Below are 26,190 nucleotides of genomic sequence, written 5' to 3' on the forward strand. Positions count from 1 at the left end.
GCCGGCTCAGTCCTCGGCGTCGCGGGACTGTGCAGCGAGGGCGCGCTCGACGTCGGCGAGGTTCTCGAGCACGAGACGGCGCAGCGCCGGTGCCGCGTCCTGGTTGGCAGACAGCCAGGCCCGCGTCGCATCACGGAGTTCGACGTCCGCGATGGCCGTCGGGAACAGGCCGACGACCAGATACTGCGCGATCTGATAGCTGCGAGACTCCCAGATCGGCACCAGCATGTCGAAGTACGCGGGTACGAACTCGCGAAGAGCCTCGGCGCCCGCCGGGTGCACGAAGCCGAGCGCCGCGGAGCGCACAATCGTGTTCGGGGCGTCGTCACGCTCGATCAGCGACGCCCAGGCGGCCTTCTTCGAGGCGGAGTCGGGCAGCGCCGCACGTGCCTGTGCGGCGAACTCGCCGCCCTTCGACGTGTTGTCCGACGAGAGTGCGGCATCGATGGAAGCGGCATCCGTCGCACCGATCGTGGCGAGTCCGACGAGCAGCTGCCAGCTGAGGTCCGCGTCGATCTCGAGACCCGGGAGCGTTTCCTCGCCGGAGCGCAGCCGACCGATGATGCCCGCATGCTCTGGCGTCACGAGCGCGTTCGCGAACGCCGTCACGAACTGCAGCTGACTGTCGCTTCCCGACTCGGCGGACTCTGCGAGCGCCCAGAGCCCGTCCGCGACCTTCTGGCGGGCGGCGAGGCGAGCCTCCGGTGTGACGTAGAGCGTCGCGGCGCTGCGCAGCTGCGCCAGCGTGGTGCGGACAGTGGTGGACTCCGTCTCGCGGCCGATGTTGCCGAGTACGAGGTCGATGTAGTCGGAGGCCGCGGTCTCGGCATCGCGGGTCTGGTCCCATGCCGCTCCCCAGACGAGGGAGCGGGCGAGGGGATCGGTGATGTCGGCGAGGTGCGCGATCGCGGTGGCGAGGGAGCGTTCGTCGAGGCGGATCTTCGCGTAGGCGAGGTCGTTGTCGTTGAGCAGCACGAGATCGGGGCGCTTGAGGCCGTGCAGCTCGGGGACCTCTGTGCGGTCTCCGTCGACGTCGACCTCGGCGTAGTGCGAGCGCACGAGAGCGCCGCCCTGGAGGGAGTAGAAGCCGATGCCCAGGCGGTGAGGACGGATGGTCGGGTAATCGGCCGGAGCGGTCTGCGTCACGGCGAATCGCGTGATCGTGCCGTCGGAGTCATCTGCGATCACCGGTTCGAGAGTGTTGACGCCCGCGGTCTCGAGCCACTTCTTCGACCAGGTGCTCAAGTCGCGTCCGCTGGTGGCCTCGAGCTCGGTGAGCAGGTCGCTGAGCTCGGTGTTGCCCCAGGAGTGCTTCTGGAAGTACTGCGATACGCCGGCGAAGAACGCCTCGATGCCGACCCAGGCGGCGAGCTGCTTGAGGACCGAGCCGCCCTTCGCGTAGGTGATGCCGTCGAAGTTCACCTGCACGTCTTCGAGGTCGTTGATCTCGGCCACGATGGGGTGGGTCGAGGGAAGCTGATCCTGGCGGTAGGCCCAGGTCTTCTCCATGGCGTTGAACGTCGTCCACGCCTCGGTCCATTCGGTGGCCTCAGCCGTCGCGATCGTCGACGCCCATTCCGCGAACGACTCGTTCAGCCAGAGATCGTTCCACCACTTCATCGTGACGAGGTCGCCGAACCACATGTGCGCCAGTTCATGCAGGATCGTGACGACGCGGCGTTCCTTGACGGCATCGGTCACCTTGCTGCGGAACACGTAGGTCTCGGTGAAGGTGACCGCGCCCGCGTTCTCCATGGCACCCGCGTTGAACTCGGGGACGAACAGCTGGTCGTACTTCGCGAAGGGGTACGGCACGCCGAACTTCGACTCGAAGTAGGCGAAGCCCTCGCGCGTCTTGTCGAAGATGTACTCGGCGTCGAGGTGCTGCCACAGGCTCTTGCGACCGTAGACGCCGAGCGGGATCACGCGGCCCGATGCGCTGGTGAGCTCGGAGAACGTCGCCTCGTAGGGGCCTGCGACGAGCGCCGTGATGTAAGAGGAGATGCGGGGCGTCGGCTCGAAGCCCCAGGTCGCCACCGAGTGGTCGTCGTGGACGATGGGCTCGGGCGTGGGGGAGTTGGAGACGACCTTCCAGGATGCCGGTGCCGTCACCGTGAACTGGAACGTCGCCTTCAGGTCGGGCTGCTCGAACACGGCGAACACGCGCCGCGAGTCGGGGACCTCGAACTGCGAGTAGAGGTAGACCTCGCCGTCGACCGGGTCGACGAATCGGTGCAGGCCCTCGCCGGTGTTCGTGTACTCGCAGTCGGCGTCGACGACGAGGACGTTCTCGGCCTGCAACCCGGCGAGCGCGATGCGCGAGTCGGCGAAGACCTCGTCGGGGTCGAGCTGCTCGCCGTTCAACGAGATCTCGCGAACGTCGCGTGCGATCAGGTCGATGAAGGTGTGGCTCTCCGGTGTCGCGGTGAACCGGACGACGCTGCGGGAGCCGAAGACCTCCGCACCCTTCGTCAGGTCGAGCGAGACTTCGTACGACTGGGTGTCGATGACGTCGCGGCGCTCCTGCGCTTCGATGCGGGTGAGGTTCTCTCCAGGCACAGCTGTACTCCCAGGGGTGAGGGGATGCTGCCGCAACCCAGCGCAGTTGGCGCCCACGGCAACCATGACAGCCTACGCCAGCACGGCGGCCTGACTCACTTCCAGGAGATGAAAGAATGGACGGGTGACCGCGATCGAGCCGAACACCGTCCTCTTTGCTTCCGATGCTGCTGCCTCCGGCGCGCCGTACATGACCACCCCCGTGGCCTATGACGGCATCCTGCTCGCCGGCTTCGGCGGCCCTGAGGGACAGGATGACGTCATCCCGTTCCTCCGCAACGTGACGCGGGGCAGGGGGATCCCGGATGAGCGTCTCGAAGAGGTCGCGCACCACTACCGCCACTTCGGGGGCGTGAGCCCCATCAACGGGCAGAACCGCATCCTCAAGGAGGCGCTCGAGGGCGAGCTCGCCCGCCGTGGCATCGATCTTCCGGTGTACTGGGGCAATCGCAACTGGAGCCCGTACCTCGAAGAGGTCGTCACCGAAGCGGCAGCCGATGGCAAGACGACGCTGCTCGCCTTCGCCACGAGCGCCTACAGCTCGTTCTCGAGCTGCCGGCAGTACCGCGAGGACTTCGCGCGAGTGCTCGAGGAGACGAAGCTCGGCGAGACGGTCACGATCGACAAGATCCGTCCCTTCTACGATCACCCCGGTTTCGTCGAGTCGTTCGAGACGGGCGTCCGCGAGGCCGTGGAGACCTTCCTCGCTCAGGGCATCGCTCCCGCCGACATCCAGATCCTCTTCTCGACGCACAGCATCCCGACCGCGGATGCCGAGCGTTCGGGCGCCCGCGACATCGATTGGGGAGAGGGCGGCGCGTATGCCGCTCAGCATCTCGCCGTCGCCGCCTGGGTGATGGATCGGGTCCGCGAGAGCGTCCCGGACGCAGCTGACGTCTCATGGGAGCTGGTCTACCAGTCCCGTTCGGGCCCCGCCTCGCAGCCGTGGCTCGAGCCTGATGTGTGCGACGTCATCGGCGAGCTGCCCGCACGCGGTCGCAAGGCCGTGGCGGTGGTGCCCGTCGGTTTCATGAGCGACCACATGGAGGTGCTCTGGGACCTCGACACCGAGGCCGCTGAAGCGGCGGAGGAAGCGGGACTCGCCTTCACGCGCACTCCGACGCCCGGGGTCGCTCCGTCGTTCGTCACCGGCATCGTCGACCTGATCGTCGAGCGCCTGGAGGGTCGTCCCAATGAGGAACGCCCCCATGTGACGTCTCTTCCCGGTGCGTTCGACGTGTGCCGCCCCGGTTGCTGCGAGAACGTGCGGGCGGGATTCAAGCCGGCCGCTGCCGGCGTGGCTCCGTGAGCACGCGCTGACCTTCGGCGCTTCTAGGATGGATGCCATGCGCATCCATATCGCCACCGATCACGCCGGTCTCGACTTCTCGACACAGCTGCAGGATCATCTGCGCCGTGCCGGGCATGAAGTCGTCGACCACGGTCCGGTGGAGTACGACGCGCTCGACGACTACCCCGCGTTCTGCATCCGCGCGGCACAGGCGGTCGTGTCAGACCAGGCAGCCGGCATCCGGACGCTGGGTGTGGTCTTCGGCGGCTCGGGCAACGGCGAGCAGATCGCCGCGAACAAGGTGGAGGGCGTCCGCGCCGCACTGGTGTGGAACACGTCGACGGCTGAGCTGGCCCGCGAGCACAACGATGCGAACGTGATCTCGATCGGGGCGCGTCAGCACACCTTCGACGAGGTCACCTCGTTCATCGACACCTTCATCGCGACGCCGTTCTCATACGACGAGCGCCACGTCCGTCGCATCGGTCAGATCGCAGATTTCGAGCGCGACGGATCGCTGCTTCCGGATCCGCGGGCCTGATATGCCCGAGGGTCACTCCGTCCATCGCATCGCTCGACAGTTCGAGCGGAACTTCGTCGGCAAGACGATGCTCGCCTCGAGCCCGCAGGGACGTTTCGCCGAGGGTGCGGCCGTTCTGAACGGTCGCGAAGCGATCAGCGTGCAGGCGGTGGGCAAGCAGATGTTCCTCGAGGCCGAGGGAGATGTGTGGCTGCGCGTGCACCTCGGTCTCTACGGAGCCTGGGACTTCGCGGGAGAGATCCTGGTCGACCCCACCATCGCCTCGGCGAACGGTCGAATGGGACAGACCAACCAGCGGGGCACGGTGGTCGACGAGGAGATCCTCGACGACGCGGGCGAGAACTCGCTCGCCTCGATCGGCGCCCCCCGACGCACTCGCGTGCACGTCCGCATGTCGGAGCAGACGAAGGGCCTTGCTGACGAGGGTCTGGAATGGCCGCCCCCGGTCGTCGGCCAGGTCCGAATGCGTCTGATGACCGACATCACCGCTGCAGATCTGCGGGGGCCCACCGCCTGCGTCCTTCAGACCCCTGAAGAGATGCTCGCCAGCGTCGCGAAGCTCGGTCCCGATCCACTCGTGGGTGATCCCGCACAGAACGAGGAGCGCTTCGTTCAGGCGGTCCGCAAGAAGCCGACGGTGATCGCGCTCCTGCTGATGGATCAGGCCGTGGTGAGCGGCATCGGCAACGTGTATCGCGCCGAGATGCTGTTCCGCCAGCGATTGAACCCGCACACGCCCGGCCGCGAGGTTCCGGAAGACATCGTGCGAGCCCTGTGGCACGACTGGGTGCGTCTCCTTGCCATCGGCGTCGAGACCGGGCAGATGATGACCATGGACGACCTCTCGCCCGATGCGTACCGAGCCGCGATGGCGAGCCGCGACGACCGGCACTGGGTCTACCATCGCGCCGGGCTGCCCTGCCGCATCTGCGGCACCGAGATCGCTCTCGAGGAGATCGGGGCACGCAAGCTGTACTGGTGCCCACGCTGCCAAGCGTGACCCGGCGGCCATAGGCTGAGGGGATGCGTCAGAACCCCAGTTTCACGCTCGCTGATGTGCCCGAGATCCGTCGCATCATCGATGCGAACCCTTGGGCGACGATCGTGAGCCACGGTCCCGATGGGCTCGTCTCGTCGCACTACGTCGTTCTGCTCGATGAGGATCGCGACGACCTCACGGTCGTGGGCCATGTCGGGCGGCCGGACGACCTGATCCACGGCCTGGGCGAGAGGGAGCTGCTGGTCGTCTTCCAGGGACCGCACGGCTACATCTCACCCGGATGGTACGGCGATGTGCAGTCGGTGCCGACCTGGAACTACACGGCCGTGCATCTCGCGGGGACTCCCGAGATACTCGGCGATGACGAGAACCTCGCCGTGTTGGACCGGCTGGTCGACCGTTTCGAGGGGCGTATGCCTGAGCCTCGGCGCATGTGGGAACGGCCGAACGATCCCGCATTCGTGACGCGGCTCGCCGGAGGGACAGTGGGCTTCAGACTCACCCCGATCAGAGTCGTCGCCAAGCGCAAGCTCAGTCAGAACAAGCCGCTCGAGACCGTGGAGACCGTGATCGCCGAGCTCGAGGGTGATGGCCCGTACGCACACCCCGAACTGGCGGCCGAGATGCGTCGCGCGCAGCAGGCGCGCGCCGGAGCACGTTCGTGATCGGGATCGGGGAGCGGGTCGGCACACTTGTCGGGGTGCGGGTCTCCGGCCCCGGGAAAGAATTCCTGATCGACGACGAACCCGTCGACATATTCGTCGAGGACGGCCGAATCACTGACATCGCCCCGACGGGAGCTCTCGCGCCGCAGGGCGAGACCCTCGAAGGGAACGGAGCATGGGCGGTGCCCGGCCTCTGGGACAACCACGTCCACACCGTGCAGTGGGCACTGGCTGCGGAGCGCGTCGCCCTCGGCGGTGCGGCCTCCGCATCGGAAGCGGCTGCGATCATGGCGGCAGCGGCACCCCTTCCGGACGGGCGGAAGGTGGGCAGCGGATTCCGCGATGCGATGTGGCCCGATCACCCCACACTCGCGCTCCTCGACAGTGTCACCGGGGGCGTGCCCACCTACCTGATCAACGCGGATGTGCACAGCACGTGGCTCAACTCGGCGGCCCTGCGGATCGAGGGATTCGACAGCGTCGACGGAATGCTGCGCGAGCAGGACGCGTTCGAGATCTCCCGTCGACTGAATGCCGTGGATCCTGATCGCGGCGACGCGGCGGTCCGGGACGCGGGCGAGCGAGCAGCGTCCCGAGGGGTCACAGGTCTGGTGGACTTCGACATGGCCTGGAACGCCGACGCGTGGCCACGTCGAGTCGCGGCGGGGTTCGCCGCTCATCGCGTCGAGTTCGCCATCTATCCGTTCGACCTCGAGCGAGCCATCCGTGCGGGTCTGAGGTCGGGCGAGCTGCACCAGGCCGAGGACGCACCGGAAGCCGGGCGCGACCTGATCCACGTCGGGCCGCTGAAGATCATCAGCGACGGTTCGTTGGGCACGCGGACCGCCGCGTGCTCGCACGCATATCCGGGTGATCCTGAGAACTTCGGAGTGCTCACGGTGCCGCCGGCAGAGCTCGTGGATCTCCTCACCACCGCCACCGGAGCGGGACTCGCGGTCGCCGTGCACGCGATCGGCGATCGCGCCGTCACCGGTGCTCTCGACGCCTTCACCGCGTCAGGCGCGGTCGGGACGATCGAGCACGCCCAACTGGTCAGGCACGCCGATCTCGCGCGGTTCGGAAGGCTCGGCGTCGTCGCGAGCGTGCAACCGCAGCACGCGCTCGACGACAGAGATCTCGTCGGACGGCACTGGGCTGGGCAGACCTCGATCGGATACCCGCTGGGCGCCCTGCGCGACGCCGGAGTGGAGTTGCGCTTCGGATCCGACGCACCTGTGGCGCCGCTCGATCCGTGGCAGGCGATCGCCGCCGCTGTCACCCGCACGGACGACGACCGCGATCCCTGGCACCCCGAGGAGCGCCTGACGCGCGAGCAGGCTCTCCAGGCGAGCGTCCGCAGCGCCGTGCGTCCAGGCGAGCTCGCCGACATCGCGCTGTGCGGCTACGACCCTCTGACCGCCTCGGGAGCGGAACTGCGCGGGATGCCGGTGACGGCGACGATGGTGGCGGGTCGGCTCACCCACGGCGGATGACGCCCGGAGCACGAAGAAGGGCACCGGAGAACCGGTGCCCTTCTTCGTCAGACGGTTGCTTACGCGGCGATGTGCGACACGAGGAACCAGCGGTCCTTCTCGAGTCCGCGCATGATCTCGATCGCGACGTCCTGGCTCGTGAGGTCGACCTCGTCGAGCCCGTCGATCGCAGCCTTCACGTCGACGAGGATCGCGTCGATGTCGGAGATGACGGCGCGCACGAGCTCATCGGACTGGGTGAAGCCCGCGGGAACCGAGGTCGCGCTGCCCTTGGCAGCCACGGCGCTGATGCGCGCGTCGATCGGCAGACCGAGGGCGACGATCCGCTCGGCGGCGGTGTCTGCGAAGTCCCCAGCGTGCGCGACGATCGTGTCGAGGAGCTCGTGAACGCCGACGAAGTTGGCGCCGCGCACGTGCCAGTGCGCCTGCTTGCCATCGATCGTCAGCGCCTGAAGTCCGAGCACGACGGGGGAGAGGAACTGTGCCGCTGCAGCTGCCACGGTCGGGTCGCTGGCGGTGGTGGAAACGGTCTGTACCTTGCTCATCTTGACTCCTCCGGAGTTGTCTCTTCGTGCCTGATGATGACAACGCTACTCGTCTGAAAACATTCCGCAAGCAAGCGAAGGCTCGGCTTAGTGCCCCGGAATCACGCGGAAATTCGGCGTTCAGAGGATAGTCTCACCTCATGAGCATCGCAGCAGGAGCCTCTGTCCTCGCGCTCCCGGGGAAGGCACCGTCGTTAGCCGACGACGTGTTCATCGCCGAGGGAGCTCGCGTCGTCGGCGACGTCTCGATCGCTGCGGGTGCGAGCGTCTGGTACAACGCCGTGCTCCGGGGCGACTCGGCAGCCATCACCATCGGCCCCGGCAGCAACGTGCAGGACAACGTCTCGGTCCACGTCGATGCGGCTCATCCCGTCGTGGTCGGAGCGAAGGTGTCGATCGGTCACAACGCGGTTGTCCACGGATGCATGATCGGAGACGGTTCGCTGATCGGCATGGGGGCTGTCGTCCTCAGCGGCGCCGTCATAGGCGCAGGCTGTCTCATCGCTGGGGGAGCAGTGGTGCTCGGAGGCACCGAAGTGCCCGACGGTTCGTTGGTGGCCGGGGTTCCCGCGAAAGTGCGCAGATCGCTCAGTGACGATGAGCGCGCGGATCTGATCGCCAATGCCGACATCTATCTGGGGCACCTGGAGACCCACGGCGCCGCCACGCCGATATGACCGGGTTCGCCCGATAGGCTGGTCGTCACGGGGCGGTGGCCAAGCTGGTTAAGGCAGTGGGCTCATAACCCAACGATCGCGGGTTCAAGTCCCGCCCGCCCTACTCCTGACTCTCCAGAATCCGCGAGTTCCGCGTCGGGTCTCAGCCCGAGCGTCGAGGACCAGGGCAACAATTACGCAAGCACGGAATCTCCCGGGCGGAGCCGACGACCAAGCAGGACAACCCGCCCGTGTTCAGTCTCACGCCTGCGGGTCGCGGCTCCGCCATCTGCGGCGGCCCGAGGACGTGCCACACTCGCCGACGAAGACGGTGAGGCGAGCGATGGCGCGCTTCATATCGCCACGCTCTGGTCCTCCGTCCACCAACGGCGTACATTCGACCCACCACACGTCGCGCGATGCCCCTTCTCCAGCGAAGCAACAGACCTTGCCCCAGAGTGTCGCCCAGCCGTTCTCGGCCGTGGTTCATGCAATCTCTCGAAGGAGAACCCGATGCGGAAGACGATCAAGGATGCCTTCGCTGCGTCTGGAGTTGCACTCTGCGGGATACTGCTCGCAGGGTGCGCATCGCCCTCATCCCACGTTGCGGAGACGTCAGTTCCAGTACCGACCGCGTACGACCTGATCGGGGACTGGAATTCCCCCGATTTCGACGTCGAACCTGTCACCGAGGTTGACGAGATGACTGCGTTCTCGGAAGCAGGAATCATCGGTAAAGTCGCCGGATTCACGCAAGGGGAGCTCGACACGAACGCACCCGAAGGCACTCCGAATTACTCGCCCGTTCTGCTGAGGATCGATGTCAGCCGAACAGTTGCCGGTGAACTGACGGACCCGACAAGTAAGTCGATCTACGTCGCCTTGCCTGGCACCCTGGGCGCCTCCGAGTACGAAAGGAGCGTCGGCGCGGGGACCCCCGTGGTGGTTTACGTCAACGACATCACTTCCGCCGACGGGCTCGTGGGCATGTCTCTGAGGAGTGGCGCACCTGAGGGGACGACCATCTACACAGTCACCCATCCCTCGGGATTGGCGTTTGAGCTCGGCGCCGGCGACGGGCCGAACCAGCGCTCGACCGCGAGCGACGAAGCCGTACTCGTCTTCCCGTATGAATCGGGAGTGGCGCGAGGCGTCGGCGTCGACGACTTGGTTCCTGGAGAAGAAGTCCCCGTGCTCGTCCAAGCCCCTTGAGCCCATCCCGCTTTCGTCTGCGGGTTCACGTCCCGCCCGCCCTACTCCTGCTGTTCGATCCGGCCACCTGACCTGTCGAGCGCGGTCGCCTCAGAGATGATGTCGCGAGGATGACGCCGGCGGCGACGCCGCCGAGTCCGCCGAAGACCATGTCGCCGATCGTGTCCTGGTACGTGACGAAGATCTCGTCGCTGAGGTAGGCCCAGCCCAGCCACTCGACCATCTCCCACATCGCGCTGAGTGCGAGGGCCAGGAGCGGTGCGAGGACGAGCGGAGTTCGCGGCCGGGCGCCGTGGTCGCGAGTCATCGTGACGACCTCTGCCCGGGTGAGGATCAGCGCGGCGATGATGGTCAGAACGCCCGTGCAGACCAGGTGCACGACCAGATCCCACCCCGGGATAGTCCGGTACAGGTCGAGGACGTTGCTCCACGCGGCCACGAGCACGGTCGCGCAGACCGCCAGATCGAACCACCCGCGCAGACCCAGCGCTCGTGGCAGCATCAGGGCCGGAAGAGCGAGTGCGGCGATGCCGGCGTCCGTCGGCCCGAGCCAGATCAGAGCAACGCCGACGCCGATGATCCCCAGAACGCGCAGAGCGTCTGCAGACCACTCCGCGAGGGAATGAGGCGGGCGGAGGAAGTCCTCTCTCACTGTGTCTTCTTTCACTGTGTCTTCCCGTCCAGATGCAGCAGCGCCTGCACTGCCAGGTGATCGGAGGGTCTGATCCCGTCGAAGACACGTGCGTTGATGGCGGCAGCACGCACCCGCACGTCTCGGCTGACGAGCATCCAATCGACGCGCCGCCCCGTGAGACGCGGTCGCCCATATCCGTTGAGTGTGCTCCACAGCGGCGTCAGCCGATCTTCCGCGGCGCTCCAGGTATCCGTGAGCTCCGCGTGCGAGAGAAGCGCGCGTACAGCGCCGGAGCGGGGACCGGCATTGAGATCCCCCATCACGATCGTCGGCAGGCCACGCTCGCGGACCACTGCGGAGATGGCCTCGGCCGATCGTCGTCGCGAACGAGAGGACAGGTGGTCGAGATGAGTGTTGACGACGAGGAACCGCACGCCCGTCGACCTGTCGGTGAACTCCGCTGTCACGAGAATGCGGGGGAGGACGTTGCCCCAGGACCGACTGCCCCGTTCGTCAGGGTGCGCCGAAAGGGCCCGCTGCTCCCATTCACGAAGCTCCAGTCGTTCCGCGTCGTAGACGAGGGGAGTGCCCTCGCCCGTGCCTTCGCGTGTTCTTCCTCTGCCCACGAACCGGTGAGCGGGGCTGAGTGCTCGGGTGACGACCGTCATCGCGTGCGGGAGCACCTCTTGCAGCCCAAGGATCGTCGGCAGTTCCGAGCCGAGCAGTTCGGCGACGGCCGGGGCACGGACGCTCCAGCGGTCGCGTCTCGGAGACAGGGGGCCGTCCATGGCGCGGCGGAGGTTGAACGACATCACGTGCAGCGACGGTGCGGCGGCCGAGCCGATCAGCGGGGACCTGGTCATCGCGTCCTCCGCGGTGCGGGGCCGAGCAGACGACGTCGGATCAACAGACGTGCCCATCGGACGGGCGGGAAGTCGCGCGGCCAGTGCACGAGCACGCTGCGAAAGCCTCGGTGCACACGCCTGCCGAACTGGCCTGCGGTGAATGGTCTCATCGACATCCCCATCGACTCACCCGGGAGCCGAGCGATCCGGTGGTTCTCGCCGAGGTGGAAGGCGAGGTCGAGGTCATCGTGGATGTGAGGGTCGCCCCGATGCACGTCGGCACGCACCGAGTGCCACGCCTCCCTGCGGAACGCGAGGTTCGAGCCGAACAGCGGCCGATGGCCGAGTGTCACGCGCAAGACGCTGGAGTAGGCCCCGAGATAGAGCCGAGCGAGCGGGATGCGAAGTGCGTGAGGTCCGTCGGTGAATCGTGCCCTTCCGGTGACCGCGTCGGTATTCTCGTCCTCCCGGAAGGCGGCGAGGACGGCGGAGATCCAGTCAGGATCAGGTACGCAGTCGGCATCGAGGCGGAGTATCAGATCACCGCGCGCGGCGTCGTATCCGGTGGACGCCGCAGCCGAGATGCCGGGTTCGAGGCATGTGAGCACCCGTGCGCCGGAGGCGTGAGCAACGGATGCCGAGGCGTCGGACGAGTCGTTGTCGACCACGATGATCTCGTCGGCCGGCGACTGCTGCGCGCCCAGAGCCCGCAGGCACCGCGCCAGCAGCACCGCGTCGTCCTTGACCGGGATGATCACGGAGGTCGTGGGGGAGCGGGCGGGTCGCGTCCACGGATCGATCGAAGGCGCACTGCCCGTCACCTGGTCCTCGTTTCGTACCGTCATCGTGACGATCGTGTCATCGATCAGCAGAGCGGACGAGGGACTTGACACCGGCGGAGCGCACCCCGACTGCGCAGGGGAGTCAGCGAGCGTCCGCGGCCTGCAGGTCGGACGAAGGCTCGATCAGCTCGTCGACGAGAGTGATGCCACCGCTCGAGTTCGCCGAATGAGCGAGATCCTCGATCCATCGACGGCTGAGTTCCGGCGCCTCACTCTCGTCGAAGACGAACCGCAGGGGGATGGAGGGATGCAACCACACCGTCGAGCGGCCTTCGGGATCGCCCTCCGGGTGCTTCCAGGTCAGTGTGAAGCTCTCGTTGCGACGCAGTTTCGTAGCGACGACGACTTTGAGGTGCGCGAGTGCCCGATCGTCGATATGGATCGGCTCCGAGGCGCCGTAATAGAGAGAACCCATATCTCGGAATATATGCGTCCGGGCGCATCCCTTCGCGCCGCCCGCCCTCGGCGCGCGACGCACACGAACAATCTGTTCGCAAACTGTCATCGGCGGTGCTTCGTCGCGGTCACAGAAGGAAGCACGCCGAAGGTGTCGCGATACGCGGCTGCGAACCGGGAAGGATGCGAGAAACCCCACCGGCGGGCGACTGCGGCGACCGTCGAATCCGCCCCGGACTGCAGGTCGCGATGGGCGCCGTCGAGGCGCGCTCGTCGCAGCGACTCAGCCGGTGTCGAATCGAGTGCTCGTCGGAACGCGTACTGCAATCCCCGTGTCGAGATGTGGACGGACGCCGCGACGTCATCGACGGTGATCGGACGGTGCGAGTTCTCGGCGATGAAGTCGAGAGCACGGCGCACCGTCACCGGGGCCGCAGTGCTCTGCGTCGGGCGATGGCGATCGAACCGGCTCGTCGTCGCGAAGGCCGCGAGCGTCGTCGCGGCCGCATGCCGTGCCAACTCGCTGCGGAGGATCTCGTCGTCGTCCGTGCTGTTCTCGAGAGGTGCGGCGCTCTGTTCGAGATAGGCGAACATGCGATCCCAGGTCGCGGCAGCGTACGCGGAGCGCGGGGAGAGATCGGCTATGCGAATGGAGAGGTCATCGTCACCACTGATCCGCTGGGCGAGTTGCGACAGCGAGTCGCGTTCGAAGACGAGTGCTGAGACTCGGGCTCCCGCGTCCCATCGCGCATGCACCCGTGGTCCGTCGGAGATCCACGGGCGACTCGCATCGAGATCGCCCCGATCGGAGTGCACCCGTGCGTCCGGACCGTCCACTCGGCACACCAGAACCTGGTCGTGGGGTTCTGCTGTCGAGCGGACCTCAGCCGCGAGGTCGTAACGAACGAGGCTCACACCCCCGAGATCCGCAGAGTGCCAATCGAAGCGGAACCGCGCGGGGTCGACGTCGTGCAGTACTGCCGAGGGGACATACTGCTTCCACGTGCTCTCCACGCGCGAGACGTCACTGGTTCGAAACCGCATCGCGAGGCACCTCCTCGGGGGTGCGGTGTGCTCGCACCGGCCACGTGCCGTCGAGGCGCTCCTCAGGGTCGAGGCGACCGATCCGGATGAAGTACTCCGTGAGGCTCGCCGCCTGGGAGCGGGCCCACCCGATCTGGCGGGTGTGCAGTTCTTCGAGAGTCTCGGGGAGCATGAACTGCCGCGCCAGTGCCTGAGCGACCCGGCCTGCGGCTACCGCATCCGCAGCCGCCTCATGGGCGTCCTCGAGTCGCACGGCGTAGAGAGCGGCGACCACCTGCAGGGTGCGTTTTCCCGGGCGATACCTGTCGTACGCCTTGTCGATCACGAGAGGGTCGATGATCGGGGAGGGATTCTCCAGCGGGGCGATTCCGTGGCGATGCGCCTCGTGCGCCAGGAGGGAGAAATCGTATGCCGCGTTGTACGCGACGATCGGAACCCCCTGCGAAAGCAGGGATCTGAGGGCAGCGGTCACTTCGCCGACGACCTCAGCACCTGGACGTCCGTGCCGGCGGGCGTGCTCGGTGGTGATGCCATGCACGGCGGTGGCACCGTCGGGGATCGGCATGCCGGGATCCGACAACCAGTCTTTCGCGGCGATCTCGCGTCCGTCGGCATCGAGGAGCCCCACGTGAGCGGTGACGACCCTGTCGTGCTCCACATCGACACCGGTGGTCTCGAGATCGAACACGCCTACACGGGTGATCCAGTGCGGGAGCGCGGGGATCGGGGGCATGATCTCACCGTAGAACCGGGGTCCGACATCCGCGCGGAGGCACACGGAGAGTACGCAACCGTCGACTCTAGACTTGGTGCATGAGCGTCCCCTCTCCCTACGCAGACCGCCTCAGCCGATTGCCGGTCGTTCGCCACGAGGTCGAGGTGAGAGGCGGGACCACCGTGTTCTGGGAGTACGGACCCGCTGACGCCGACGTGACGATCATCGCGGTGCATGGATTCCGAGGTGAGCACCACGGCCTCGAGCCGGTCCTCGCTTTCCTTCCCGAGGTTCGTGTGATCTCTCCCGATCTTCCCGGATTCGGCGAGACGGCACCCGTCGTCGGACGTTCCTACGATCTCGACGAGTACGTCGCGTGGCTCACGGAGTTCGCCGCGGCGGTGGCTCCCGGAGCGGTGGTGCTCGGACACTCTTTCGGATCGATCGTCGCCTCCGCGGCGGTCGCCGCGGGCCTCGAGACACCGCGACTCATCCTGATCAACCCGATCGGGGCACCTGCGCTCGAGGGGCCGAAGGGCATCATGACGCGCCTCGCCGTCCTGTACTACTCGCTCGGGGCGCGCCTGCCCGAGCGAGCGGGCACAGCGCTCCTGCGCAATCGTCTGATCGTCAGGGTCATGAGCATCACGATGGCCAAGACGTCGGATCCGCAGCTGCGGCGGTTCATCCACGACCAGCACGACACCTATTTCTCGCGCTTCGCCGACCGCGACGTCCTGCGGGATGCGTTCGTGACGAGCGTGTCGCATGACGTGAGCGAGTTCGCCTCATCGATCTCGACGCCCACGCTGCTCATCGCTGCCCAGCGAGACGACATCACCCCTATCGAGGTCGAGCGACAGCTCGCGACCCGCTTCGACGACGCCACTCTGGTCGAGATCGCCGAGGTCGGTCACCTCATCCACTACGAGACGCCTGCTGAAGCTGCGGGCGCGGTTCGCCGATTCCTCAGGATTCCCGTCGCGCGAGGCCGATGAGGCCGGCGACGCGGAATGGGATCACCTCGCCCATGGCGAGAGAGGTCTCGGTGCGTTCGACGCCTTCGATCGACAGGATGCGGGCGTCGGTGTCGAAGAGGTGCCGGGCGTCCCTGCACGCGACGCGCGCGAGCAGGTCGATCGATCCGCTGAGTCCATGCGCCTGCACGACCTCGGGGATGCGCGCCAGCTCGTTGATGATTCGCGGCAGCTCGGTCTGACGGACCCCGATGCTCACGAACGCCTGAAGAGGGAACCCGAGCACATCGGTCGAGAACGACCGCTCGTAGGACTGGAAGATCCCGGTCTGCTCGAGTCTCGCCATACGGGCCTGAATGGTGTTGCGCGACAACCCGAGGTTCTCCGCGAGCGCCACGATCGTGACGCGCGGGTCGTCGGCGAGGGCTGCGAGGAGTTCCAGATCAATGCGGTCAAGTCCGGCCATACTGCCAAACGATAGCAGGGTGGCTACCGCCGATATTTGGCAACATGCTCAAGCCGATCGCGGTTGCTTGAGCGAGGTGATGAGCGGACGTACGCTCAAGTCAACCGGCGATGAGGCCGGGGCCGAGCGTAGAACCCGTGACGACGGCCACGAATGAGGAGGACGATGATGTCACCGCAGATCACCCCGATCGCCGACACGGCACAGGATCTCGAACTCTCCGAGCGCATCCTCTCACCGGAGGGCGAGCGAATCCCGAACCCGTTGCTCGATCCCTACGTCGATGACGTCGATCCGGCGCAGCTGCGGGCGCTCCATCGCGACATGGTCATCCTCCGACGCATCGACGCAGAGGGCGTCGCGCTTCAGCGTCAGGGACAGCTCGGGCTCTGGGCGCCCTGCCAGGGACAGGAAGCGACCCAGATCGGCACCGCGCGGGCACTCGCTCCGAGCGACTACGTCTTCCCGAGCTACCGGGAGACAGGCGTCATCTACGCACGCGGCGCGAAGCCCGGCGACTTCGTCCGCATGTGGCGTGGCGAGGAGGGCGCCGGCCATGACCCTGCCGAGCTTCGGGTCGCTCCGCTGCAGATCATCATCGGAGCGCAGACGCTGCACGCCGTCGGCTATGCGCTCGGCATCCGCCATGAAGGAACGGACGAAGTCGCCGTCACCTACTTCGGCGACGGCGCCACGAGTCAGGGTGATGTCAATGAGGCGATGATCTTCGCCTCGTCGTATCAGGCCCCGGTCGTCTTCGTCTGCCAGAACAACCACTGGGCGATCTCGGAGCCTGTGACGGTGCAGTCGAAGTACCCGATCGCGGGACGGGCGCCCGGGTTCGGAATCCCGAGCCTCCGGGTCGACGGCAACGACGTTCTCGCGTGCATGGCCGCGATGCGCTGGGCGCTCGCGCACGCCCGCTCGGGAAGGGGCCCCGCTTACATCGAGGCCGTCACGTATCGGATGGGTCCGCACACGACGGCCGACGATCCGACTCGCTACCGCAGGGACGACGAGCTCGAGGCATGGCGTCGCCGCGACCCCATCGCGCGTCTGGAAGCGCATCTGCGGTCTATCGGCGAGCTGAGCGATGAGCATGTCGCTGAGACGCAGAACGCCGCGGACATCGCGGCACGCGAGATGCGCGCCGAGTGCCTGAGCATGGTGACGCGCACACCGCTCGCCGTGTTCGACGGCGTCTATGCGGAGCCGCACGCGGGGCTGGAGCGTCAGCGGGACGAGTACGCCGCGTACCTGGCCTCCTTCGACGGCGAGGTGTGAGCATGACCCAGCTCACTCTCGGCAAGGCGCTGGGCGCCGGTCTTCGCCAGGCGATGCGCGACGACGACAAGGTCGTGCTGCTGGGGGAGGACATCGGCAGGCTCGGCGGTGTCTTCCGCATCACGGACGGACTCCTCGACGAGTTCGGCTCGAAGCGCGTGATCGACACGCCCCTCGCGGAGTCCGGCATCGTCGGCATGGCTGTCGGGCTGGCGTTCCGTGGCTATCGGCCGGTCGTGGAGATCCAGTTCGACGGCTTCGTGTACCCCGCGTTCGATCAGATCGTCGCTCAGGTCGCCAAGCTGCACTATCGCACACAGGGTCGGGTCAGGATGCCGATCACGATCCGCATCCCGTGGGCCGGCGGGATCGGCGCGGCCGAGCACCACTCGGAATCGCCGGAGGCGTACTTCGTGCACACGGCAGGACTGCGGGTGATCGCCGTGTCGAATCCTGAGGACGCTTACCGGAGCCTGCGTCAGGCCATCGCGTCGGACGACCCGGTGGTCTTCTTCGAGCCCAAGCGGCTCTATCACCACAAGGGCGAGGTCGACCTGGACTCACCGCTGGCGGATTCTGCGCCGATGGGACTCGCGCGCGTCGTGCGAGCAGGCGACGATGCGACCCTCATCACCTACGGAGCGATGGTGGCGACCGCGTTGCAGGCGGCCGAGGCTGCCGAGGACGACGGCATCTCGCTGGAGGTGATCGACCTGCGTTCACTGTCGCCCGTCGACTACGACACGGTCGCGACGTCGGTCCGAAAGACCGGACGGGTCGTCGTCGCCCACGAGGCGTCGCGTGAGGCGGGCGTGGCTGCCGAGGTGATCGCGAGCATCACCGAGCGATGCTTCGAGTACCTCGAGTCTGCCCCGCTGCGTGTGACGGGGCATGATGTTCCCTATCCGCCGGCCAAGCTCGAGAAGTACCACCTGCCGGACCTCGACCGGCTGCTGGATGCCGTCGACCGCGTGCTCGATCGTCCGAACAGCCTGACGGGAGCAGACGCATGAACGCGGAATTCCGACTGCCGGATCTCGGTGAGGGGCTGACCGAGGCCGAGGTCGTTCAGTGGCTCGTCGCGCCCGGCGACACGGTCACGCTCAACCAGACACTCGCGGAGGTCGAGACGGCCAAGGCGATCGTCGAGCTTCCTTCTCCCTACGAAGGGGTCGTCGCCGCCCTGCACGCTGAGGCGGGAGAGACGATCGCAGTGGGGGCTCCTCTCATCGAGTTCGATGTGGAGGGAGTCGATGAGTCGCCGTCGGCGGACTCAGCCGCAGGCGAAGGGCAGGAGAAGGCACAGCCCAACCTCGTGGGCTACGGAGCCGCACCCACGGCGTCGGGGCGGCCCGCTCGCCGCGCCCGTCGCGCAGCCGGCGTCAGGGTGACGACCGACACCGCTGTGCTCGAGGCGGCACCGCATGACGCCTCGCCCACTGCGAACGTCGAAGTCGTCGTCGAACGGCCCCGCTCCACCCCTCCGGTGCGCGCGTACGCGAAACGCCTCGGCATCGACCTGGCTCTCGTGGCCGCATGGGTCGGAGATCGCGTGATCACTCGGGGCGACATCGACGATCACGTCTCTCGCACCGGAGCGTCCGCCGAACAGGCCGCCCCGGCCCCACGACATGCAGCGGTTCCGAATGACGCGAGCGGGCTCCAGGGACCCTCGCGAGAGACGCGAATCCCCATTCGCGGAATTCGCAAGCGCACCGCGGCCGCGATGGTCGAGAGTGCATTCACCGCGCCGCACGTCACGGTCTTCCACACGGTCGACGTGACATCGACGATGGAGTTCCTCGAATCGCTGCGAGGAGACCGGTCACTGGCCGAACACCGGATCGGTCCGCTCGCGGTCGTGGCTAAAGCGGTGTGTCTCGCGCTGAGCCGCGCGCCCGGTCTGAATGCGCGGTGGGACGAGGCCGCCGGAGAGATCGTGCAGTTCGGTTACGTCGATCTCGGCATCGCCGCGGCGACCGAACGCGGACTCATCGTGCCGCACATCCGCGACGCGGAGGCACTGAGTCTCATCGAGCTCGCGGATGCCGTGAAGTCACTGGCCACCACAGCGCGGGAGGGCAGGACATCTCCGGCGGAACTGTCCGGTGGCACGTTCTCGATCTCGAACATCGGGGTGTTCGGAGTCGATGCGGGCACGCCGATCCTCCCGCCGGGACAATCGGGGATCCTCGCTGTCGGTGCTGTCAGACGCCGTCCATGGGAGCACCGCGGCGAGATCGCCCTGCGCCAGGTGATGACTCTCAGCCTCTCGTTCGATCACAGGATCGTCGACGGAGCCGAGGGCGCGAAGTTCCTCAAGGACGTCGCCGATGTGCTGGAGGAGCCGGGTCGGGCGATGCTCCTCAGATAGTCGCTCGGAGCGCCGATTCCGCCATCGCGGCGAGCACTGCCGCGGTGGCGGAGTGCTGTCTGGCTGCTGCCCGCGTGCTGTGCGGTGTCGAGTTGATCAGCCCGAAGCACGCCTGCACTCGCAGCCGGAGCTCGTCGGCGTCGGCCTCGACGAGGGGCTGCAGTGTGTCTATCCAGAGCTCGATGTAGGCGCGCTGCAGTCGTCGGACCGCGGCGTGATCGTGAGGTGCGAGGTGCACGACGTCTCGATCGTGCACGCGGATCACGTCGGCGTTGCCGAGCGCGAAATCGACATGGAAGGCGACGAGCGCGCGGACGCGCTCCTCGGGAGTGGGGCCGTCAGCGGCGACCCGGGTGCCGCCCGCGACGAGATCGTCGCTCACCTTGATCAGCACGGCGCCGAGAAGCGCCTGCTTTCCCGCGAAGTGGCGGTATACGGCCGGGCCGGACACGCCCACTGCGGCGCCGATGTCTTCGAGACTGACGCCGTTGTACCCGCTTTCGGCGAATAGTCGGGCGGCCTCTCGGAGGATCGCGTCCGACCGCTCCGCCTTCGCGCGATCGCGCGCTGTGAGGGGGCTTGTCATCTCAGTTAATCCTCGCTAACCTGATGCGGTCGGTTAGTGAACACTAACCGAGAAAGCATCGAGTGCGCCAGGGCGATGACGCCGGCGCCCTGTGGTCGAGGAGGACGTCACGATGCCCGCAACCCAGCAGTCCCTCGCTGCCGAGCTGCACGAACGGCTGGCTGCAGCATCCAGCGGCGGTCCCAAAGCGTCTCGTGAGCGGCACATCGCTCGGGGCAAGCTGCTTCCGCGAGATCGAGTGACCAGACTCCTCGACGAGGGCAGCCCTTTCGTCGAGATCGCACCGCTCGCCGCGGACGGGCTTTACGGGGGAGAGGCGCCGGCCGCCGGAGTGATCGCCGGGATCGGTCTCGTGCACGGACGCCACGTGATGGTCGTCTGCAATGACGCCACCGTGAAGGGCGGAACGTATTACCCGCTGACCGTCAAGAAGCACCTGCGCGCGCAGGAGATCGCGCTCGAGAATCGACTGCCCTGCCTGTATCTCGTCGACTCGGGCGGCGCTTTCCTTCCTAAGCAGGACGAGGTGTTCCCCGATCGGGAGCACTTCGGCCGCATCTTCTTCAATCAGGCGCGGATGTCCGCGGAGGGCATCCCGCAGCTGGCCGCTGTGCTCGGTTCGTGCACGGCCGGCGGCGCCTACGTCCCGGCGATGAGCGATGAGACCGTGATCGTCCGGGACCAGGGCACGATCTTCCTCGGTGGCCCGCCGCTCGTCAAGGCGGCGATCGGCGAGGTCGTCTCGGCCGAAGAGCTGGGCGGCGGCGAACTGCACGCCCGGCGCAGCGGTGTGGTCGACCACCTCGCCGAAGATGACGAGCACGCGCTGGAGATCCTGCGCGACATCGTGGCCACGCTGCCGGCGCCTCTCCACCCGGTGTGGGAGGTGCAGGACACTCGTGAGCCCGCGGAGTCGGGGTCGCTCTACGACGTCGTCCCCGTCGACGTCAACGCCGCATACGACGTGCACGAGGTCATCGCGAGGCTGATCGACGGCGACACGTTCCGGGAGTTCAAGGCGGAGTACGGCACGACGCTCGTCACCGGGTTCGCGCGGCTGCACGGGCATCCGGTCGGGATCGTGGCGAACAACGGCGTGCTGTTCAGCGAGTCCGCGCTGAAGGGCGCGCATTTCATCGAGCTCTGCGATCAGCGCGGCATCCCCCTGGTGTTCCTGCAGAACATCTCAGGCTTCATGGTCGGGTCGGACGCTGAGGCAGGGGGCATCGCGAAGGACGGAGCCAAGATGGTCACCGCGGTCGCGAGCACGCGCGTGCCGAAGCTCACGGTGATCATCGGCGGCTCCTTCGGCGCAGGCAACTATTCGATGTGCGGACGGGCCTACTCGCCGAGATTCCTGTGGACGTGGCCGGCCAGTCGCATCTCGGTGATGGGCGGCGCCCAGGCGGCGTCCGTTCTCGGAACGGTCAAGGACGACCAGCTCGCAGCACGCGGACAGACCTGGAGCTCCGACGAGCGAACGGCCTTCGAACAGCCCATCCGTGAGCAGTACGAGACTCAGGGCGAGCCGTATTACGCCACTGCTCGCCTGTGGGATGACGGCATCATCGACCCGGTCCAGACCCGCGACCTGCTGGGGCTCGCCCTCGACGTGGTCGCGCGAAGCCCCTTGCCGGAGCCCCGCTTCGGCCTCTTCAGGATGTGACCGCCACTATGAACAGCTCTGCCGCCCGCGAGTTCGACACCGTCCTCGTCGCCAATCGAGGCGAGATCGCACGGCGCATCATCCGCACGCTGCGGACCATGGGCATCCGCAGCATCGCCGTGTACAGCGATGCGGATGCCGACGCGCCCCACGTGCGCGAGGCCGACGATGCTGTGCGGATCGGCGCGGCCCCGGCCGCCGAGTCGTACCTCGACATCGACGCCGTCATCGCCGCCGCGCGTGCGACCGGAGCGCAGGCCATCCACCCCGGCTACGGCTTTCTCTCTGAGAGTGTCGGGCTGGCGGAAGCCTGCGCTGAGAGCGGCGTCGTCTTCATCGGGCCGTCGATCGACGCGCTCCAGATCATGGGAGACAAAGCCAAGGCCCGCGATCATGTCGTCCGATCGGGAGTCCCCGTGGTGCCGGGGTTCGACGCGAGAGGTCTGTCGGATGCGGAGATCTCCGAGGAGGCGGACGCTGTCGGCTACCCCCTGCTCGTGAAACCGAGCGCGGGGGGAGGCGGAAAGGGGATGGAGGTCGTCGAGGCGCCGGCCGGCCTGGGCGCCGCCCTGGCCTCTGCGCGACGGGTCGCGCGATCGGCGTTCGGTGACGACTCACTGATCCTCGAGAAGCTCATCCGACGCCCCCGCCACATCGAGGTGCAGGTCTTCGGCGACACGCATGGCACCGTGATCGCCCTCGGCGAGCGCGAGTGCACGCTTCAGCGTCGCCACCAGAAGGTCATCGAAGAGGCTCCCTCTGCAGGCATCCCCGACACGACCAGGGACCGTCTGCTCGAGGCCGCCACGCAGGCCGCGGCGAGCGTCGCGTACGTCGGTGCCGGCACGGTCGAGTTCCTGATCGACGCGGATGCCCCGGACCAGGTGTTCTTCATCGAGATGAACACACGCCTGCAGGTCGAGCATCCCGTCACCGAGGAGGTGACCGGACTCGACCTCGTCGCCCTGCAGATCCGTGTCGCCGCTGGAGGACGTCTCGACCCCGCGCCGCCGGTTCGCGGGCACGCCTTCGAGGCCCGCGTGTATGCCGAGGCGCCCGAGCGCGGGTTCCTTCCCTCGACCGGTCGCATCCTGCTCTTCGACCCGCCTCAGGGCGTGAGGGTCGATGCAGCGGTCGAGACCGGCAGCGAGGTGACGGGATTCTACGATCCGATGATCGCCAAGGTGATCGCTTTCGGAGATGATCGGAGCACTGCTCTCCGCCGCCTCGACGACGCCCTGAGCAGAACCGTCGTGCTGGGCGTGGACACGAACATCGCCTTCCTCCGGCGGCTCTGCCGCGATGAGCGGGTGACGGCCGGCGACCTCTTCACCGGGCTCATCGAGACTCTTCTGCCGTTCGAGGAGGAGCCGCCGTCGCCGACGATGCTGGCGGCTGCAGGCCGCGCCGTATCGCACGTCGACGACGCGGTCGGCGAAGCGAGGAGGGCTCGACGGGCGGGTCAGGTGTGGGAGGCGCTCACCGCTCGCGATCGTCGAGAGGTCTCGTTCCTCACCGACCATGGCGAGGTGATCCCCGCGCCTGCGTCCGCCGGTCCTCGATCCCGTGCGGCGGTCGCGACGGACGTCGACGGCGACATCTGGGTGAGCGAGGAAGGGCGCACGGCACACCTGCGACCGCTGGATCGCAGGGCCCGCATGCTGCACCGCCTCGAGGCGCGAGAACGGCGTGCGTCCGAGAGCAGACCGGACGCGCGCTCCCCGATGCCGGGAAGCGTCGTGGCCGTGCACGTACGCGACGGTGATGTGGTGACCGCGGGCACTCCTCTCGTCTCGATCGAGGCCATGAAGATGGAGCACCCGGTGCTCGCCCCCCACGACGGGACGGTGCGCCTGACGGTCGCCGTCGGCGACCAGGTACGACGCGATCAGCAGGTCGCATATATGACGACGGAGGAGATGTGAGCATGTACGAGCTGACCGAGGAGGAGCGCGAGCTCGCCGCGATGGTGCGCGACTTCGCCGAGACGGTCGTCGCGCCGCAGTCCTACGAAGCGGACCGCACGCACACCCTCTCGATGGACGTCGTGACCCAGATGGGTGATCTCGGACTGTTCGGTCTTCCATTCCCCGAGGAGTACGGCGGCCAGGGAGGCGACTACATGGCCCTGGGCATCGCGATCGAGGCGCTCGGGCGCGTCGATCAGTCGATCGCCATCACTCTCGAGGCCGGAGTCAGCCTCGGAGCGATGCCCGTGTTCCGCTTCGGGTCCGAGGACCAGAAGCACGAGCACCTGCCTGACCTGCTCGCCGGCCGCGCCCTCGCGGGGTTCGGTCTCACCGAGCCGGAGGCCGGCAGCGACGCGGGAGCGACCCGCACGACCGCTCGTCGTGACGGGGATGAATGGGTCATCGACGGGTCGAAGCAGTTCATCACCAACTCGGGAACCCCGATCACCCGGTTCGTCACCGTGACCGCCGTCACCGGCAACGAAGGCGGGCGCAAGCAGATCTCGACCATCATCGTCCCCAACGGCACCCCGGGATTCACCGTCGAGGCACCGTACGACAAGGTCGGATGGAACGCGTCCGACACGCATCCCCTCAGCTTCGCGGGCGCACGCGTGCCCGCGGGCAACCTTCTGGGGAAGGAGGGGAGCGGCTTCCGCAACTTCCTCAGCATCCTCGACGAGGGACGGATCGCGATCGCCGCACTCTCGACCGGTGCGGCCGAAGGCTGCCTCGAAGCAGCAGTCGACTATGCGAAGAGTCGCACGATCTTCGGCAGCGCCCTCAGCACGCGGCAGAACGCGCAGTTCACTCTCGCGCGCATGCGCGCGAGAGTGCACACCGCTCGTCTCGCCTGGCATCATGCAGCGCGTCTCCGCGACGCGGGTCGACCGTTCGCCGAGCAGGCCGCGATCGCGAAGCTCGTCGCAGGAGAGGCTGCCATGGACAACGCCAGGGACGCGACGCAGATCTTCGGCGGCAACGGCTTCATGAACGAGTTCCCGGTCGCCCGTCACTATCGCGACTCGAAGATCCTCGAGATCGGTGAGGGCACCACCGAAGTGCAGCTGCTGGTCATCGCGCGGGCGCTCGGACTCGCCGGGTAGCGTGGCAGACATGACCGTGCACGACATCGTCCAGCGGGGGCTCTTCTTCGAGGAGTTCGTCACAGACGCGCGATACCTCCACCGCCCTGGACGCACCGTGACCGAGGCTGACAACGTCCTCTTCACGACCCTCACGATGAACACCCAGGCGCTGCACCTCGACGCGGCGTTCGCCGACGCGCAGCAGCCTTTCGGCGCGCGTCTGATCAATTCGATGTGGACGCTCTCGACGATGGTCGGGGCATCTGTCGCGCAGTTGACTCAGGGCACTCTCGTCGCTCAGCTCGGATTCGGTGAGATCGCCTTCCCGCACCCGCTGTTCGCCGGAGACACGCTGTACACCGAGAGCGTGATCGTCGAGAAGAGGCTCTCGACATCGCGACCGGGCCAGGGGATCGTGACCATCTCTCATACCGGACGCAATCAGGAATCCACGGTCGTCGCGACGGCGACCCGTGCCGTTCTCGTCCACTGCCTGCCCGGGGAGGAGGCATGAGCTTCGACCTCGGGCCCGCCCTGCTCTTCTGTCCGGCGGACCGCCCGGAGCGCTTCCAGGGGGCTCTCGAGAAGGCGGACGCGGTCATCCTCGACCTCGAAGATGCCGTGCTTCCCGACGCGAAGGCCGCCGCTCGCGGGCATCTCATCGACGCCGATCTCGATGCCGACCGAGTGATCGTCCGCGTGAACGCGCCGGGCACTGATGCCTTCACCGCGGATCTCGCTGCGCTTGTCCAGACCGAGTTCCGCACCGTCATGGTCGCAAAGACGGAGAGCGCGGACAGTCTCGCCGCCTTCGATGAGCGGTTCTCGCTGATCGCTCTGTGCGAGACGGCGAGGGGCATCCATGCCGCGGAACTCATCGCCGCGCACCCCCAGGTCGTCGCGATGATGTGGGGCGCCGAAGACCTCGTGGCCTCCCTCGGTGGGACATCGAGTCGCACGGCGCAGGGCGGCTATCGCGACATCGCGCGCTACGCGCGCTCACGGGTGCTCTTGGAGGCAGGCGCTCAGGGCAAGGGCGCCATCGACGCGGTGCACGTCGACATCGAGGATGTCGCCGGTCTCGAGTCCGAAGCGGTCGACGCTGCGGCATCGGGGTTCGTCGCGACCGCGTGCATCCACCCGAGTCAGGTCGCGGTGATCCGCTCGGCGTATGCGCCCGATGAAGCCAGCCTCGAGTGGGCCCGCGGAGTCCTCGCGGCCGCCGCGGGCGAGCGCGGGGTCTTCCGCTTCAGAGGACGCATGATCGACGAGCCCATGCTCAGGCACGCTCGCTCGGTGCTCGGCCGCGCGCGCTGATCAGACGCTGATCAGACGCTGATC

Annotated in this window: 26 protein-coding genes and 1 tRNA gene; 17 read left to right on the top strand and 10 right to left on the bottom strand. The window is 67.3% G+C overall.

The window, feature by feature from the left end; translation table 11 throughout:
* Positions 1-6: 6 nt before the first annotated feature.
* Positions 7-2,559: an aminopeptidase N gene (pepN, locus tag ACZ0AA_RS03765; RefSeq protein ID WP_400860438.1), complete on the bottom strand. Its 2,553-nt coding sequence runs from the start codon at positions 2,557-2,559 to the stop codon at positions 7-9.
* 124 nt (positions 2,560-2,683) lie between these two features.
* Here pepN and ACZ0AA_RS03770 point away from each other — a divergent pair, with 124 nt between their 5' ends.
* The 5 genes from ACZ0AA_RS03770 to ACZ0AA_RS03790 are packed head-to-tail and all read left to right on the top strand — an operon-like array spanning position 2,684 to position 7,549.
* Entirely contained in the window at positions 2,684-3,868 is a 1,185-nt protein-coding gene (locus tag ACZ0AA_RS03770; protein ID WP_400860436.1) for a ferrochelatase, read from the top strand.
* 37 nt (positions 3,869-3,905) lie between these two features.
* On the top strand, positions 3,906-4,391 hold the full coding sequence (locus ACZ0AA_RS03775) for a ribose-5-phosphate isomerase (protein ID WP_400860435.1): 486 nt from the start codon (positions 3,906-3,908) through the stop codon (positions 4,389-4,391).
* A gap of 1 nt (position 4,392) precedes the next feature.
* Entirely contained in the window at positions 4,393-5,391 is a 999-nt protein-coding gene (locus tag ACZ0AA_RS03780) for an Fpg/Nei family DNA glycosylase (protein ID WP_463512182.1), read from the top strand.
* Between the two features lie 23 nt (positions 5,392-5,414).
* Positions 5,415-6,056 (top strand): FMN-binding negative transcriptional regulator, encoded by a 642-nt coding sequence (locus ACZ0AA_RS03785; RefSeq protein WP_400860433.1) that lies wholly within the window; start codon positions 5,415-5,417, stop codon positions 6,054-6,056.
* A 35-nt stretch (positions 6,057-6,091) separates the two neighbouring features.
* Complete coding sequence (locus ACZ0AA_RS03790; protein ID WP_400860432.1) at positions 6,092-7,549, top strand: amidohydrolase; 1,458 nt, start codon at positions 6,092-6,094, stop codon at positions 7,547-7,549.
* Between the two features lie 59 nt (positions 7,550-7,608).
* Here ACZ0AA_RS03790 and ACZ0AA_RS03795 read toward each other — a convergent pair whose 3' ends face one another.
* A complete protein-coding gene (locus tag ACZ0AA_RS03795; protein WP_400860431.1) occupies positions 7,609-8,094 on the bottom strand; it encodes a Dps family protein in 486 nt (161 codons plus the stop codon).
* Between the two features lie 140 nt (positions 8,095-8,234).
* Here ACZ0AA_RS03795 and ACZ0AA_RS03800 point away from each other — a divergent pair, with 140 nt between their 5' ends.
* The 3 genes from ACZ0AA_RS03800 (at position 8,235) to ACZ0AA_RS03810 (ending at position 9,962) form a co-directional block, all read left to right on the top strand.
* Entirely contained in the window at positions 8,235-8,771 is a 537-nt protein-coding gene (locus tag ACZ0AA_RS03800) for a gamma carbonic anhydrase family protein (protein WP_400860429.1), read from the top strand.
* Positions 8,772-8,800: 29 nt separating this feature from the next.
* Positions 8,801-8,874 (top strand) — tRNA-Ile (locus ACZ0AA_RS03805).
* A gap of 389 nt (positions 8,875-9,263) precedes the next feature.
* The gene (locus ACZ0AA_RS03810) at positions 9,264-9,962 is read left to right on the top strand and encodes a hypothetical protein (protein WP_400860426.1); all 699 of its coding nucleotides are present in this window, start codon (positions 9,264-9,266) and stop codon (positions 9,960-9,962) included.
* A gap of 25 nt (positions 9,963-9,987) precedes the next feature.
* On the opposite strand, the gene ACZ0AA_RS03815 is transcribed toward ACZ0AA_RS03810, so the two are convergent.
* The 6 genes from ACZ0AA_RS03815 to ACZ0AA_RS03840 form a co-directional block, all read right to left on the bottom strand.
* Positions 9,988-10,614 carry a hypothetical protein gene (locus ACZ0AA_RS03815; protein WP_400860424.1) on the bottom strand — a complete coding sequence of 209 codons (627 nt, stop codon included), beginning with the start codon at positions 10,612-10,614 and terminating at the stop codon, positions 9,988-9,990.
* Positions 10,615-10,625: 11 nt separating this feature from the next.
* Positions 10,626-11,459 carry an endonuclease/exonuclease/phosphatase family protein gene (locus tag ACZ0AA_RS03820; protein ID WP_400860422.1) on the bottom strand — a complete coding sequence of 278 codons (834 nt, stop codon included), beginning with the start codon at positions 11,457-11,459 and terminating at the stop codon, positions 10,626-10,628.
* Complete coding sequence (locus ACZ0AA_RS03825; RefSeq protein WP_463512183.1) at positions 11,456-12,286, bottom strand: glycosyltransferase family 2 protein; 831 nt, start codon at positions 12,284-12,286, stop codon at positions 11,456-11,458. The genes ACZ0AA_RS03820 and ACZ0AA_RS03825 overlap by 4 nt, the downstream gene beginning before the upstream one ends.
* Before the next feature lie 79 nt (positions 12,287-12,365).
* Complete coding sequence (locus tag ACZ0AA_RS03830) at positions 12,366-12,698, bottom strand: DUF7882 family protein (protein ID WP_463512184.1); 333 nt, start codon at positions 12,696-12,698, stop codon at positions 12,366-12,368.
* An 86-nt stretch (positions 12,699-12,784) separates the two neighbouring features.
* Entirely contained in the window at positions 12,785-13,723 is a 939-nt protein-coding gene (locus ACZ0AA_RS03835) for a helix-turn-helix transcriptional regulator (RefSeq protein ID WP_400860417.1), read from the bottom strand.
* On the bottom strand, positions 13,704-14,456 hold the full coding sequence (locus ACZ0AA_RS03840; RefSeq protein ID WP_400860415.1) for an exonuclease domain-containing protein: 753 nt from the start codon (positions 14,454-14,456) through the stop codon (positions 13,704-13,706). The genes ACZ0AA_RS03835 and ACZ0AA_RS03840 overlap by 20 nt, the downstream gene beginning before the upstream one ends.
* 80 nt (positions 14,457-14,536) lie before the next feature.
* Here ACZ0AA_RS03840 and ACZ0AA_RS03845 point away from each other — a divergent pair, with 80 nt between their 5' ends.
* The gene (locus ACZ0AA_RS03845) at positions 14,537-15,436 is read left to right on the top strand and encodes an alpha/beta fold hydrolase (RefSeq protein WP_400860413.1); all 900 of its coding nucleotides are present in this window, start codon (positions 14,537-14,539) and stop codon (positions 15,434-15,436) included.
* On the opposite strand, the gene ACZ0AA_RS03850 is transcribed toward ACZ0AA_RS03845, so the two are convergent.
* Positions 15,408-15,881, bottom strand: coding sequence for an Lrp/AsnC family transcriptional regulator (locus ACZ0AA_RS03850; RefSeq protein ID WP_042536698.1), 474 nt, complete (start codon positions 15,879-15,881; stop codon positions 15,408-15,410). The two genes, ACZ0AA_RS03845 and ACZ0AA_RS03850, sit on opposite strands and share 29 nt — an antisense overlap.
* A gap of 168 nt (positions 15,882-16,049) precedes the next feature.
* On the opposite strand from ACZ0AA_RS03850, the gene pdhA reads away from it, so the two are divergent.
* Genes pdhA through ACZ0AA_RS03865 form a run of 3 tightly spaced genes read left to right on the top strand, consistent with a single transcriptional unit; the run spans position 16,050 to position 19,539 of the window.
* Complete coding sequence (pdhA, locus tag ACZ0AA_RS03855) at positions 16,050-17,165, top strand: pyruvate dehydrogenase (acetyl-transferring) E1 component subunit alpha (protein ID WP_400864580.1); 1,116 nt, start codon at positions 16,050-16,052, stop codon at positions 17,163-17,165.
* A gap of 2 nt (positions 17,166-17,167) precedes the next feature.
* Complete coding sequence (locus ACZ0AA_RS03860) at positions 17,168-18,178, top strand: alpha-ketoacid dehydrogenase subunit beta (RefSeq protein WP_400860411.1); 1,011 nt, start codon at positions 17,168-17,170, stop codon at positions 18,176-18,178.
* Positions 18,175-19,539: a dihydrolipoamide acetyltransferase family protein gene (locus ACZ0AA_RS03865; protein WP_400860409.1), complete on the top strand. Its 1,365-nt coding sequence runs from the start codon at positions 18,175-18,177 to the stop codon at positions 19,537-19,539. The genes ACZ0AA_RS03860 and ACZ0AA_RS03865 overlap by 4 nt, the downstream gene beginning before the upstream one ends.
* Here ACZ0AA_RS03865 and ACZ0AA_RS03870 read toward each other — a convergent pair.
* Positions 19,532-20,125 carry a TetR/AcrR family transcriptional regulator gene (locus tag ACZ0AA_RS03870; RefSeq protein WP_400860407.1) on the bottom strand — a complete coding sequence of 198 codons (594 nt, stop codon included), beginning with the start codon at positions 20,123-20,125 and terminating at the stop codon, positions 19,532-19,534. The genes ACZ0AA_RS03865 and ACZ0AA_RS03870 overlap by 8 nt on opposite strands.
* Before the next feature lie 112 nt (positions 20,126-20,237).
* Between ACZ0AA_RS03870 and ACZ0AA_RS03875 the strand changes: the two genes are divergently transcribed.
* The 5 genes from ACZ0AA_RS03875 to ACZ0AA_RS03895 are packed head-to-tail and all read left to right on the top strand — an operon-like array spanning position 20,238 to position 26,166.
* Entirely contained in the window at positions 20,238-21,791 is a 1,554-nt protein-coding gene (locus ACZ0AA_RS03875; protein WP_463512185.1) for a carboxyl transferase domain-containing protein, read from the top strand.
* An 8-nt stretch (positions 21,792-21,799) separates the two neighbouring features.
* On the top strand, positions 21,800-23,716 hold the full coding sequence (locus tag ACZ0AA_RS03880; RefSeq protein WP_463512186.1) for an acetyl/propionyl/methylcrotonyl-CoA carboxylase subunit alpha: 1,917 nt from the start codon (positions 21,800-21,802) through the stop codon (positions 23,714-23,716).
* Positions 23,717-23,718: 2 nt separating this feature from the next.
* Positions 23,719-24,867 (top strand): acyl-CoA dehydrogenase family protein, encoded by a 1,149-nt coding sequence (locus ACZ0AA_RS03885; RefSeq protein WP_463512187.1) that lies wholly within the window; start codon positions 23,719-23,721, stop codon positions 24,865-24,867.
* Between the two features lie 10 nt (positions 24,868-24,877).
* Positions 24,878-25,363, top strand: coding sequence for a MaoC family dehydratase (locus ACZ0AA_RS03890; protein ID WP_400860401.1), 486 nt, complete (start codon positions 24,878-24,880; stop codon positions 25,361-25,363).
* Positions 25,360-26,166, top strand: a complete 807-nt coding sequence (locus ACZ0AA_RS03895; protein ID WP_400860399.1) for an HpcH/HpaI aldolase/citrate lyase family protein — start codon at positions 25,360-25,362, stop codon at positions 26,164-26,166. Before ACZ0AA_RS03890 ends, ACZ0AA_RS03895 begins: the two co-directional genes overlap by 4 nt.
* Positions 26,167-26,190 lie beyond the last annotated feature (24 nt).

This window comes from Microbacterium sp. AC035, assembly GCF_979258485.1.